Source organism: Bradyrhizobium sp. 61, from assembly GCF_023073075.1.
Taxonomy (GTDB): Bacteria; Pseudomonadota; Alphaproteobacteria; order Rhizobiales; family Xanthobacteraceae; genus Bradyrhizobium; species Bradyrhizobium barranii.
Window position 1 is genome coordinate 25,302 of record NZ_JADPIU010000063.1, and the last position, 12,453, is coordinate 37,754.

9 protein-coding genes are annotated in these 12,453 nt (G+C 65.3%); 5 read left to right on the top strand and 4 right to left on the bottom strand.

The window, feature by feature from the left end; all coding sequences use genetic code 11:
* Positions 1 to 77: 77 nt before the first annotated feature.
* Positions 78 to 1,259 (top strand): GNAT family N-acetyltransferase, encoded by a 1,182-nt coding sequence (locus IVB46_RS21275; protein WP_247302013.1) that lies wholly within the window; start codon positions 78 to 80, stop codon positions 1,257 to 1,259.
* 195 nt (positions 1,260 to 1,454) lie between these two features.
* Here the strand turns inward: IVB46_RS21275 and IVB46_RS21280 are convergent, their stop codons facing one another.
* A complete protein-coding gene (locus tag IVB46_RS21280) occupies positions 1,455 to 3,749 on the bottom strand; it encodes an exopolysaccharide transport family protein (protein WP_247302015.1) in 2,295 nt (764 codons plus the stop codon).
* Positions 3,750 to 3,950: 201 nt separating this feature from the next.
* On the opposite strand from IVB46_RS21280, the gene IVB46_RS21285 reads away from it, so the two are divergent.
* From IVB46_RS21285 to IVB46_RS21295, 3 genes are all read left to right on the top strand, one after another.
* Complete coding sequence (locus tag IVB46_RS21285) at positions 3,951 to 5,084, top strand: glycosyltransferase family 4 protein (RefSeq protein ID WP_247302019.1); 1,134 nt, start codon at positions 3,951 to 3,953, stop codon at positions 5,082 to 5,084.
* Between the two features lie 120 nt (positions 5,085 to 5,204).
* The gene (locus IVB46_RS21290; RefSeq protein WP_247302022.1) at positions 5,205 to 6,755 is read left to right on the top strand and encodes an undecaprenyl-phosphate glucose phosphotransferase; all 1,551 of its coding nucleotides are present in this window, start codon (positions 5,205 to 5,207) and stop codon (positions 6,753 to 6,755) included.
* Positions 6,756 to 6,898: 143 nt separating this feature from the next.
* Complete coding sequence (locus IVB46_RS21295) at positions 6,899 to 8,155, top strand: O-antigen ligase family protein (RefSeq protein WP_247302025.1); 1,257 nt, start codon at positions 6,899 to 6,901, stop codon at positions 8,153 to 8,155.
* On the opposite strand, the gene IVB46_RS21300 is transcribed toward IVB46_RS21295, so the two are convergent.
* Entirely contained in the window at positions 8,124 to 8,600 is a 477-nt protein-coding gene (locus IVB46_RS21300) for a MarR family transcriptional regulator (protein WP_166105847.1), read from the bottom strand. The genes IVB46_RS21295 and IVB46_RS21300 overlap by 32 nt on opposite strands.
* A 147-nt stretch (positions 8,601 to 8,747) precedes the next feature.
* Between IVB46_RS21300 and IVB46_RS21305 the strand changes: the two genes are divergently transcribed.
* Complete coding sequence (locus IVB46_RS21305) at positions 8,748 to 9,944, top strand: FAD-dependent monooxygenase (protein ID WP_247302028.1); 1,197 nt, start codon at positions 8,748 to 8,750, stop codon at positions 9,942 to 9,944.
* 140 nt (positions 9,945 to 10,084) lie between these two features.
* On the opposite strand, the gene IVB46_RS21310 is transcribed toward IVB46_RS21305, so the two are convergent.
* Together IVB46_RS21310 and IVB46_RS21315 are read right to left on the bottom strand one after the other, a co-directional pair.
* Positions 10,085 to 11,260 (bottom strand): saccharopine dehydrogenase NADP-binding domain-containing protein, encoded by a 1,176-nt coding sequence (locus tag IVB46_RS21310; RefSeq protein WP_247302029.1) that lies wholly within the window; start codon positions 11,258 to 11,260, stop codon positions 10,085 to 10,087.
* Between the two features lie 5 nt (positions 11,261 to 11,265).
* Positions 11,266 to 12,444: a saccharopine dehydrogenase NADP-binding domain-containing protein gene (locus tag IVB46_RS21315; RefSeq protein ID WP_208087165.1), complete on the bottom strand. Its 1,179-nt coding sequence runs from the start codon at positions 12,442 to 12,444 to the stop codon at positions 11,266 to 11,268.
* Positions 12,445 to 12,453: the final 9 nt, after the last annotated feature.

Consider the following 12,453-nt stretch of genomic DNA (forward strand, 5'->3'; position numbering starts at 1 on the left):
CTTTGTTGACATTTCTTTGCAAAGGTCGGCCACAGGCCGAACTACGCAAATTTTTCGTTTCTCGACAGGTTTCGTGAATGACCATGGCTGCGGCGATGCAAAGCCGGACGGCAGAATCGCCAGCGCGGTCGAAAGCGAGCCGTATCGCGCATGTCGATATCGTCACCGATCTGGCCGAGGCCGAGACGGTCTGGCGCGCGTTCGAGGAGAGCGGCCACCTCTTCACGCCCTACCAGCGCTTCGACCTGCTCAGCCCATGGCAACGGCTCGTCGGCAGCCACGAAGGCGCCAGTCCCTTCATCGTAATAGCCCGCGACGCCGAGCACCAGCCGCTCCTGCTGCTGCCGCTCTCGCTGCGGCAAGGCCACGGCGTGCGCACGGCCTGCTTCATGGGCGGCAAGCACACCACCTTCAACATGGGCCTGTGGAACGCCGAGTTCGCCGCCGAGGTCGCCATCGCCGATCTCGACGCGCTGCTTGCGCCGCTGCGCGAGCATGCCGACGTGCTCGCGCTGACGCAGCAGCCGCTGCACTGGCGCGACCAGCACAACCCGCTCGCGCAGCTGCCGCGGCAGAGTGCGATCAACGGCTGCCCTCTCCTGGCGATGGAACCGGGCGGGCCGCCCACATCGCGGATCAGCAACTCCTTTCGCCGCCGCCTCAAGAGCAAGGAAAAGAAGCTCCAGGCGCTTGCCGGCTATCGTTATCACCTCGCCACCACGGATGCGGACGTCACCCGCCTGCTCGACTGGTTCTTCCGGGTCAAGCCGGCGCGGATGGCCGAACAGAAACTGCCCAACGTCTTTGCCGAGCCCGGCGTCGAAGCGTTCATCCGCAGCGCGTGCCTGTCTGCGCGCGGCGAAGGCCGCGTCATCGATATTCATGCGCTCGAATGCGACGACGAGGTGATCGCGATCTTCGCCGGCGTCGCCGACGGCCAGCGCTTCTCGATGATGTTCAACACCTACACGATGTCGGAACATGCGCGCTACAGCCCCGGCCTGATCCTGATGCGCTACATCATCGATCGCTACGCCGAACGCGGCTACCGCTCGCTCGATCTCGGCATCGGCTCGGACGAGTACAAGCGCATGTTCTGCAAGGACGACGACGACATTTTCGACAGCTTCGTGCCCCTGACCGCGCGCGGAAAACTCGCGGCGATGGCGATGTCCTCGCTGAGCCACGGCAAACGGCTGGTGAAGCAGAACCAGATGTTGTTCGATCTGGCGCGGCGGCTGCGGCAGACGTTCGGGTAGGCGTCACAGCCTCTGGTCTCGTAGGGTGGGCAAAGCGAAGCGTGCCCACCACGTCTCCCGCAATCGTTGAAAGGTGGTGGGCACGGCGCAAATGCGCCTTTGCCCACCCTACGATTCCGAGCTCGTGGAGAAAGACCCCTCACCCGGCTTCGCTTTCGCGAAGCCACCCTCTCCCGCAGGGGCAGAGGGCGAGAATTACGCCGCCACCACGCGCGGCGCGTCCACAGCGTCCGACGGCTGCACGGGCCTGCTCAGCATCGTCACCTCACTGAAGCCGACCGCCTTCAGCTGCTCGCACATCAGCGTGCGGGCATCCGGCGCCATCAAGGCATCGGGCACCACGACGGCGCGGGCATGCGCCGTCAGCAGTTCGGCCGGGAGGTCCGAGGCACTGCCGGCGTCCACCAGCACGTGGTCGTAGGCGCGGAGCAGCGCATCGATCGCGAGCGTCACCCGCGGCGATTGCAGCAGGCTGCGGTCGAAGCCGGGACGGCCGGCCATGACCAGATGCAGCCGCGAGAGCTTGTCCCGGGTGATGATTTGCGCGAACGAGGCCTCGCCCTGCATCAGCTCGGCGAGGCCGGGAGCCGAAGCATCGACGGACACCGCGGCGATGGTCGGCGAGGATGCGGCGAGATCGACCACAACGACGCGCGCATCGCGCGCCAGGTGCCGGGCCAGCGTCAGCGTCAGCAGCGTGATGGCTTCGCCGGCCGCGGTGCCGAGCACCGTGACCTTCTTCGCCGCCGGTCCCGCAGCGCGCAGGCTGTCGGCCAGATGCTCGATCTCGGCGAATTCAGTGACGTCGGCATCGGCCGTCATCTCGGGCTGAAGCGGCGTAAGGTCTTCCACAACCGGATCGAGCATCGGTTCGGCCATCGGCTGGACGGCCGGCTGGACCAGCGGCTGGACTACCGGTTCTTGGCGCACCGGCGCCTGCGCTTGCGCCGGCGTGAACACCGCCACCGCGCGTGGCGCGGTCTGGCGCAGCAGCTCGCCGGTGACGACGACGCCGGACGAGAGCAGCAGCGTCGCGATCGTCGCGATCAGCACGATCGGCAGCTTCTTCGGATAGGCCGGCGTATTCGAGACGATAGCGCGCGAGATGATGCGGCCCTCGGCCGGCGCGGTATCGATGCTCTCGCGGGTGCTGGCCTCGCGATACTTCCCAAGATACGTCTCGAGCAGGTCGCGCTGGGCCTTGGCTTCGCGCTCGAGCGCGCGGAGCTGGACGTCCTGACCGTTGGTCGAGGTCGCCTGCTTCTTGAGCTGGTCGAGGCTCGCCGTCAGGCCGTCGACCCGGCCACCGGCGATCCGCGCATCGCTTTCGAGCGAGCGCGAGATCTTGGCCGCTTCGTCGCGAATTTGGTTGTCGAGGTCGCCGAGCTGCGCCTTCAGCTCCTTGATCCGCGGGTGATTGCCGAGCAGCGTGGACGATTGTTCGGCAAGCTGCGCCCGCAACGTCACCCGCTGCTCCGACAGCCGCCGCATCAGTTCGGAATTCACCACCTCGGACGCTTCGATCGGCTTGCCGCTCTGGAGCATCTCTTTGATCAGCCGCGCCCTGGATTCAGCATCCGCCCTCATCGAGCGCGCGTTGTTGAGCTGGGTATTGACCTCGCCCATCTGCTGGTTCGAGAGCGTGGTGTTGTTGGTGCCGACGAACAGCGACGACTTGGAACGGAAGTCCTCGACCTTGGCTTCGGCGTCGGAGACTTTCTTGCGCAGATTTTCGATTTCGCCCGAAAGCCACTGGCTGGCGCTGCGGGCCTGGTCCTGGCGCGCATTCTGCTGGAGCACGAGATAGCCGTCGGCGATCGAATTGGCGACGCGCGCGGCAAGGTCGGGATCGGCGGACTGGAATTCGACCACGATCACGCGCGATTTGTCGACGGCGTAGGCCTGGAGCCGCTCGTAATAGGCATCCAGCACCCGCTCTTCCGGCGTCATCGAAAACGGATCGCGACCGATGCCGATCAGCGCCGCGAGCGACTTCAGCGGCGAAATGCCTTGCAGCACCGGATCGAATTCGGGGCGTTCCGCGAGCTTGTTCTTTTTGATGATCTCGCGCGCGAGATCGCGCGAGAGCACGAGCTGCACCTGGCTGGTCACCGCCTCGGGATCGAGCGACTGCCGCTCTTCGGTGCTGCGGTCGCTGCTCGGCCGCAGGAACACGTTCTCGCGGCCGTCGATCAGGATACGGGATTCCGACTTGTAACGCGGGGTAACGAGATTGACGGCGGCGATCGACGCGACCAGCGCGAGCACCGTCGGCACGATGATCCAGCCGCGCTTGCGGGCGAGCACCGCGCCGAGCGCGTGCAAATCGATGTCGCCGGATTCGGCTTGTGCCTGCTTCGCAGCAACGGGCGCAGGCTCTACTTCAATCTCGGGCGCGGCTTCGGTCGATTTGGCTTCGGCTTTGGGCTTCGAAATAGCCCGCTCGACCACTGCCTTGTCCTTGCCGGCACGCCAGAACGCTAAACGCATCGAACACTCCCGCAGGGCAACGCTGCGACTCTACCTCAACCGGGGCGATTACACTCCATTAAGGTTGCTGCTGGGTTAATCGCGCCCTGCCGCGACCGGCGCGCACGGCGCCGACACCGTTTGTTAACCACGAGGGCTCTTAATCCATCTCGATATTTCGAGAATTGTTCGAGCATTCGCCGTCGAGCGCTGGTTCTGATCATGCCCCCCTCTCCCGACCGGCCGCTCCGCATCCTGCACGCCGTGCGCGCTCCCGTGGGCGGCATCTTCCGCCACATCCTCGATCTCGCCAACGGTCAGGTCGATCGCGGTCATCACGTCGGGATTCTCGCCGACAGCCTCACCGGCGGTGAGCGCGCGGACAAGGCGCTGGCCGAGCTCGCGCCGCGGCTGAAGCTCGGCGTGCACCGGCTGGCGATCCGTCGCGAACCGTCGCCTGACGATTTTCTGGTGTGGCTGCGGATGCGGCGACTGATCGCCGCGCTCAAACCCGACGTCACGCACGGCCACGGAGCCAAGGCCGGCGCCTTCGTCCGCATGCGGCGGCGATCCAACGACGCCATCCGCATCTACACCCCGCATGGCGGCTCGCTGCACTATCCCCTCAACACCTTCAAGGGCGAGTTTTACGCGCGGCTCGAACGCACGCTGATGGACGCGACGGACCTGTTCCTGTTCGAGAGCGCGTTTGCGCGCGACACCTATCAGCGCATCGTCGGCACACCCAAAGGCGTGGTGCATTGCGTATTCAATGGCGTGACGCCGGAAGAATTCGAGCCTGTTAGCATCGCCGACGACGCCACCGATCTCGCCTATGTCGGCGAGTTCAGGCACATCAAGGGCGCGGATTTGCTGGTCGATGCGGTGGCGCGCCTGCACGAGGGCGGCAAGAAGGTCACGCTCACGCTCGGCGGCGACGGCGAGGAGACGGCGGCGCTGAAAGCGCAGGTCCACAAGCTTGGTCTCTCCAGCGCCATCCGCTTCATCGGTCACGTCAAGGCGCGCTACGGCTTCTCCAAGGGGCGGCTGCTGGTCGTGCCCTCCCGCGGCGATTCAATGCCGTACGTCGTGATCGAGGCTGGAGCTGCCGGTATTCCCATGATCGCGGCCCGCGTCGGCGGCATCCCTGAGATTTTTGGGCCCGAGAGCCCGGCCCTGTTCGCGGCAAGCAACGCCGAAGCGATGGCGGAAGCGATCGCGACCGCACTCGACGATCCGCAGGCGACCGCGCAGCGCGCATCCGCCCTGCGCGAGCGCATCTCCGCGCATTTCTCCCAGCAGGCGATGGTTGACGGCGTGCTCGCGGGTTATCGCGACGCATTTGCCAATCATTAACCATCCTTAAGACCGCTTTAGAGAATCTTCCGATTTGTCCGATAATCGACGTGCCAGGGGATGCTCGCCCGGGGCGCAACGCTGCGACCCGCGGGTTTTTTGGAATGGACGTGGACGCCCGTGGAACCGCTCAACGCACGCTCGATGCTCGACGCCGCCACAAGCGCCGCGGCGAAGCCGGCTGACCAACCGTTTGTGGAGCGCCGTCGCCGGCTCTCGCCCGCCGCGCTCGAAGTCGTCAACCAGAAGGTCGCCCGCGCCTATTCGCCGATCGTGATCACCGGCTTCGTCCGTTTGGCCGATTTCGCCCTGCTGAGCCTCGTCGGCATCGCGCTCTATGTCGGCTATGTCATGCCGCTCGCCGGCTCCTTCAGCTGGGTTTATCCCGCGCAGATCATCGCCGTCGCGGTCGCCGCCGTGGTCTGCTTCCAGGCCGCCGACATCTATCAGGTGCAGCTGTTCCGCGGTCAGCTCCGGCAGATGACGCGGATGATCTCCTCCTGGTCGTTCGTCTTCCTGCTGTTCATCGGCGTATCCTTCTTCGCCAAGTTCGGCAGCGAAATGTCGCGGCTGTGGCTTGCCGCCTTCTACTTCCTCGGGCTCGCCGCGCTCATCTCCCAACGTCTGGTGCTGCGCTCGCTGGTGCGCGCCTGGGCACGCCAGGGCCGGCTCGACCGCCGCACCATCGTTGTCGGCTCCGACAGCAACGGCGAGCAACTGGTCGAGGCGCTGAACGCCCAGGAGGATTCCGACATCCACGTGCTCGGCGTGTTCGACGACCGTAACGACAGTCGCGCGCTCGACACCTGCGCCGGCGCGCGCAAGCTCGGCAAGGTCGACGACATCGTCGAATTCGCCCGCCGCACCCGCGTCGATCTCGTGCTGTTCGCGCTGCCGATCTCGGCGGAGACCCGCATCCTGGAGATGCTGAAGAAGCTCTGGGTGCTGCCGGTCGACATCCGGCTCTCCGCGCACACCAACAAGCTGCGTTTCCGTCCCCGCTCCTATTCCTACCTCGGCGAGGTGCCGACGCTCGACGTGTTCGAGGCGCCGATCACCGACTGGGACCTGGTGATGAAGTGGCTGTTCGACCGCATCGTCGGCGGCCTCGCGCTGCTCGCAGCCCTGCCGGTGATGGGACTGGTGGCGCTGGCGGTGAAGCTCGATAGCCCCGGACCGGCGCTGTTTCGTCAGAAGCGCTTCGGTTTCAACAACGAGCGCATCGACGTCTACAAATTCCGCTCGATGTACCACCATCAGGCCGACCCGACCGCCTCCAAGGTCGTGACCAAAAACGATCCGCGCGTCACCCGCGTCGGCCGCTTCATCCGCAAGACCAGCCTCGACGAGCTGCCGCAGCTCTTCAACGTGGTGTTCTCAGGCAATTTGTCCCTGGTCGGCCCGCGTCCGCATGCGGTCCAGGGCAAGCTCCAGAGTCGCCTTTTCGACGAAGCCGTCGACGGCTATTTCGCTCGTCACCGCGTCAAGCCCGGCATCACCGGCTGGGCCCAGATCAACGGCTGGCGCGGCGAGATCGACAATGAAGAGAAGATCCAGAAGCGCGTCGAATTCGACCTCTACTACATCGAGAACTGGTCGGTGCTGTTCGACCTCGTCATTCTCCTGAAGACGCCGGTCTCGCTGCTGACCAAGAACGAGAACGCGTATTGAGTTTCCGTCATGCCCCGGCTTGACCGGGGCATCCAGTATTCCGCAGCGCCGGCCGTCTTCTGCAACGCGCGCCGCGGAATACTGGATCGCCCGGTCAAGCCAGGCGATGACAGCTTGTTTGTGGCGTATAGCGTGAGCGTGTGATGGCGTATGCGGCAACAGCCGGGGAGATGAATGCAGCGGTTCGCGCTGCGCCCGGCGTGCTGGCCATCCAGCGCGCGCTGGTGTGGCTGGCCGGCGCCTCCGGAGCCATCGTCTTCATCGAGCCGAGCCCCTACGAGATCGTGACGCTGCTGGCCGCGGTCACCTTCTTCGCGACCGGCCTGCGCCTGCGGCTCGTGCTGATGCCGCTGATCCTGATGCTGGTCCTGCTCAATGTCGGCTACACGATCAGCGCGGTCCCGCTGTTCGAACAGTCCGAGGTGGCGAGCTGGATTGCGACCTCCTGGTACATGGCGGTCACCGTCGTGTTCTTCGCGATGGTCACCTCGGAAGACACCGCGGCCCGGCTCGACATGCTCCGCCGCGGCCTCGTGGTCGGCGCGATGGTCGCCTCGCTGTCGGCGGTCGCCGGCTACTTCCATCTGGTTCCCGGCGGAGACGATCTCCTCACACTCTACGGGCGCGCGCGCGGCACGTTCAAGGATCCGAACGTGCTCGGCGCCTTCCTGATCCTGCCGGCGCTATTCGCGCTCCAGAGCGTGGTCTCCGACAAGTTTGCCAAGGCGTTCCGCAACGTCATCGCCTTCGGCATCATGTCGCTGGCGATCCTGCTCGCGTTCTCCCGCGCCGCCTGGGGCGGATTGGTGCTGACCTCCGCCTTCATGCTGGCGCTGATGGTGCTGACCAGCCGCACCAACGCGCAGCGCTCGCGCATCGTCGTCATGGCGATCGTTGCCGCGGTGCTGGGCCTCGCGCTGATCGCGGTGCTGCTGTCATTCGATTCCACCGCCGAGATGTTCAAGCAGCGCGCAAGCTTCGACCAAAGCTATGACGAAGGCCGCTTCGGCCGGTTCGGCCGGCACATCCTCGGCGCGGAGATGGCGCTCGACCTGCCATTCGGCATCGGCCCCCTGCAATTCCACCGCTACTTCCCCGAGGACACCCACAACTCCTATCTCAACGCCTTCATGTCCGGCGGCTGGCTCTCCGGCGTGTGCTATCCCGCGCTGGTCTTCACCACCGTGATCATGGGTATCAGGCACATCTTCGTCCGTGTGCCCTGGCAGCGCGCTTATCTCGCGATCTTCTCCGCCTTCGTCGGCACCGTCGGCGAGAGCTTTGTGATCGACACCGACCACTGGCGGCACTTCTGGATGATGCTGGGCGCGATGTGGGGCATGATCGCGGCTGCGCAGGCTTACAAGATCAAGTCTCGCGACGAAGCTTCTTCAACTTGAGATCGGGACGCTTTTCCGGCGGCGTATCGAGAAGTCCCTTCAGCGCCTCGGTTGCAGCGAGCACGCCCTTGTAGCCCTCGGTCGCGAAGCGCAGCAGCAGGCGCAGCTCTTCGTCGGAATAGGCGCCAAACACCTTCTCCATCGCCTGCTGCATCGGCACATAGAGCTGGCCGATCTTCATCGCAGTCTCCGGCACGACGGAAATGAAGACCTTGCGGCGGTCTTGCTCGTCCCGCTCGCGGCGCACCAGCCCGGCCTTCTCGAGCCGGTCTACCACGCCGGTGATGGCACCCGTCGTCAGACCCGTGACCTCGGCGAGCCGGCCCGCGGTAACGCGGCCCTCCAGATAGAGAATGTCCATGCATTCGAGGTCGGAATTGGCAATTCCGGCAACGTTCGCAACCGTTTGGCCATAGAGCACGCCCTGCGCGGACGACCGCCGCATCGCCTCCTCGAGCTCCTGCAACAGCGCCGCGCGCGCCTTCGTCCTTGACAAGGCCGACCTCATATCTTAGTCGATATATATCTTAGCTACTAAGAGATTTAGCAACCATAATTCCTCCTAGCACCACGGAAACGTCGGGAGCAAGCCATGTCCAACCGTCCCCGCAAGGCCCTGATCATCGGCGCCGGTATCGCCGGGCCCGTCACCGCGATCCTGCTGCGCCGCGCTGGCATCGAATCCGCGATCTACGAGGCCTGGCCTTATTCGAAAGGTATCGGCGGCGGCCTCCAGATCGCACCGAACGGCATGCATGTGCTGGACGAGATCGGGCTCGCGAACGAGCTGATCAGCCGCGGCTCGATCGCCGAATCCTTCGACTTCTATTCGCAGAGCGGCGAACGGCTCGGCTCGATCAACCGTGACATGGCGCGGCGCTTCGGTCAGCCGGCAGTGAACGTCTGCCGCGCCACGCTGAACGAAATCCTGATCGACAAGGCCTGGTGCGCCTGCGTCTCGCTCTATTTCGAGAAGCGCCTGATCAAGATCGAGGACCGCGGCGACCAGCCGATCATCGCCTACTTCTCCGACGGCACCACGGCCGAAGGCGACTTCCTGATCGGCGCCGACGGCGTGCACTCGGTCGTGCGCCGCCAGGTCGTGCCGGACGGTCCGCAACCGTTCGACACCGGACTGATCGCGTTCGGCGGCTTCGTGCCGCACGCCGTCCTCGATGGCCGGCCGATCGGCCGGCACGTCGAGACCACGTTCGGCCAGAGCGGCTTCTTCGGTTACGGCTATTGCGGCCCGGATCCGAACGACGGCGTGATGTGGTGGAGCACGCAGCCCGCGCACGGCATGGACGCGGCGATGTTCCGCGCGCTCGACCACGCGACGCTGAAACAGCATCTGCGCGGCTTCCATCACGGCTGGCACGATCCGATCCCCGATATCATCGACGCGGCCGAGAACATCGTGGTCACCGACACGCTCGACGTCGCGACCTTGCCGACCTGGTCGCGCAAGCGCTCCCTGCTGATCGGCGATGCCGCGCATGCGACCAGCCCCCACGCGGGCCAGGGCGCTTCGCTCGCGCTCGAGGATGCGATGCGGCTCGCGCGGCTGATGCAGGAGGGCCAGGAGCTCGGCGCCACCTTCCAGGCCTTCGAGGCCGAACGGCGGCCACGCACCGAGAAGATCGTCGCCATGGCGCGCCGCAACGGCAACAGCAAGCGCGAGTTCAGCGCCACCGGCGCATGGGTCCGCAATCAGATGATGAAATGGCTGTTGCCGTTGGGCTCGAAGAGCATGGAGTTCATGTACGCGTATGATGCGCGGGCGGCGTAGCGGCAATCTCACTGTCATCGCCCGCGAAGGCGGGCGATCCAGTACGCCGCGGCCTTTCGATTCAACAACACTGTCTCTGGAATACTGGGTCGCCCGGTCAAGCCGGGCGACGACACCGTCATTTAGGCACGCAAAAGCGCCTACCCCTCCACCTCGAACCTCAGCCCAGCATTCTCCCGCAGCCGCTTGATCAGCTTGTGCTGCATCGCTGCCCCCGGGGTCCACAGACCGGCCGGGACATCAGGCGTGTCGCGCAGCAGGCAAACCGCGCATTCGGAAACCATCTTCGCCGTTGAGGCATAGCCGGGATCGAGATCGCCTTTCACCGCCGCGCGAACCTGACGGCCGTCGGGCGCGATCGCGACATAGAGCAGGTCGTAATGACCGCTGTCGCGCTCTTCCTTCGACGGCCCCTCGCCGGGCTTGAGCGCATTGGGGCCGGTCTTTTCGCTATTGGCGGCCATGACGAGCTTCGCGTTGGCCTGCCCTTCGTCCCCCGTCCCCGTCAGCACCATCTCGTCGTAGACGAAATCCCGGCCATACGGGAATCCCATCAGCATGTTGGAGCGATGGACGTTGCGCGTGTTCAGCGTCGCCATAGCAAACGGGGCGGACCAGGATTGCAGGTCTTCCTCGAAAACGGGCTTGTTGCCGCGCGGCTGTTTCGGCCCCTCGAAGCCGGGCGTGAACGCGAAGGGGTCCTTGAGGATCGACACCAGGCTGAGATCCTGCGCGACTGCTTCGAAGGTGACCCTCGCGCTCGCCGAGGTGCCGCCGGAGAACTTCCAGCTGAGGTCGCGGACGCGCCCCTTGACGCGCGGCGCCGGCGCTCCGAACACGCGACGGGCTTCCTCCTGCACGAAGAACGCGCCGAGCTCGAACGGGACGGAATCGAAGCCGCAGGAGAACATGATGCGCGCGCCGCTCGCCTTCGCCGCCGCGTCATGCCTGTCGATCATCTGCTTCAGCCAGATCGGCTCGCCGCAGAGATCCATGTAGTCGGTGCCCGACGCGACGCAGGCCGCAAGCAGATCGGAGCCGTAGAGCTGGTAGGGACCGACCGTTGTGACCACCAGATTCGCCTGATCGACCATCGCACGCAACGACGCAGGATCGGCTGCGTCCGCCACGATCAGCGGCGTGTCAGCGGGTGCGCTGATCGCATCGCGAACGGAGGCGAGCTTGTCCCTGCTGCGCCCGGCCATCGCCCATGTCGGCGCGCCGTCACCGGCGTAGCTTGCAGCGAGATATTCGGCGACGAGCTGGCCGGTGTATCCGGTCGCGCCGTAAACGACGATGTCGAACTTCGCGGACACGGACCTTACGCTTCCACCTCGAACGTAAGCCCAGCATTGTCCCGCAGGCGCTTGATCAGCTTGTGCTGCATCGCCGCGCCCGGCGTCCAGAATCCGGCCGGGACGTCTGTCACATCGCGCAACAGGCACATCGCGCATTCGGAGATCATCTTCGAGGTCGAGCCGTAGCCGGGATCGCGGTCGCCGGTGACACCTGCACGGACCATGCGACCGTCGGGCGCGATCGCGACATAGAGCAGGTCGAAGCGGCCGTTCTCCCGCTCTTCCTTCGACGGCCCCTCGCCCGGCTTCGGCGCGTTCGGACCGGTCTTCTCGGCGTTGGCTGCCACCACGCGCTGCGCGTTGGCTTCGCCCTTCTCGCCGGGACCCGTCAGAACCATCTCGTCGTAGACGAAGTCCTGGCCGTAGGGAAAGCCCATCAGCATGTTGGAGCGATGGACGTTGCGCGTGTTGATCAGTGCCATCATGAACGGCGCGGCCCAGGACTGCAGGTCCTCCTCGAGCAGCGACCTGTTGCCCTTCGGCTGCTTCGGGCCGGTGAAGCCCGGCGTCAACGCGAACGGATCGTTCAGGATCGCGATCAGGCTGATGTCCTTTGCGACCGCATCGAAGGTCGCCTTGGCGCTCGCCGCAGTGCCGCCCGAGAGCGTGCCGCGCATGTCGCGCACGCGGCCTTTCACACGCGAGGCCGGAGCGCCGAACACGCGTTTGGCCTCTTCCTGCACGACAAACGCGCCGAGCTCGAACGGCACGGAATCGAAGCCGCAGGAAAACACGATACGCGCACCGCTCTCTTTCGCTGCCGCCTCGTATTTGTCGATCATCTGCCGCATCCAGATCGGCTCGCCGCAGAGATCGAAATAATCGGTGCCGGTGGCGACGCAGGCCGCGAGCAGTTCCTCGCCATAGAGCTGATACGGGCCGACGGTGGTGATCACCGACATCGTCTGCTCCGCCATCGCCTTCAGCGAGGCCGCGTCCGACGCATCCGCGACAATCAGCGGCGTATTCCCGGGCGCGCCGATCGCATCGCGTACCGACTTGAGCTTGCCGAGGCTACGGCCTGCCATCGCCCATTTGAGCGCGTGGTCGCCCTTGTAATGCTGAGTCAGATATTCGGCGACGAGCTGGCCGGTGAAACCGGTCGCACCGTAGACGACGATGTCGAATTTCGCTGAGCTCATGGTCGACCT

Excerpts from the sequence above, each read along its gene's own strand:
- IVB46_RS21280 (WP_247302015.1), bottom strand. The coding sequence starts at position 3,749 with ATGCGTTTAGCGTTCTGGCGTGCCGGCAAGGACAAGGCAGTGGTCGAG.
- IVB46_RS21305 (WP_247302028.1), top strand. The coding sequence starts at position 8,748 with ATGTCCAACCGTCCCCGCAAGGCCCTGATCATCGGCGCCGGTATCGCC.
- IVB46_RS21315 (WP_208087165.1), bottom strand. The coding sequence starts at position 12,444 with ATGAGCTCAGCGAAATTCGACATCGTCGTCTACGGTGCGACCGGTTTC.
- IVB46_RS21295 (WP_247302025.1), top strand. The coding sequence starts at position 6,899 with ATGGCGTATGCGGCAACAGCCGGGGAGATGAATGCAGCGGTTCGCGCT.
- IVB46_RS21300 (WP_166105847.1), bottom strand. The coding sequence starts at position 8,600 with ATGCGGCGGTCGTCCGCGCAGGGCGTGCTCTATGGCCAAACGGTTGCG.
- IVB46_RS21275 (WP_247302013.1), top strand. The coding sequence starts at position 78 with ATGACCATGGCTGCGGCGATGCAAAGCCGGACGGCAGAATCGCCAGCG.
- IVB46_RS21285 (WP_247302019.1), top strand. The coding sequence starts at position 3,951 with ATGCCCCCCTCTCCCGACCGGCCGCTCCGCATCCTGCACGCCGTGCGC.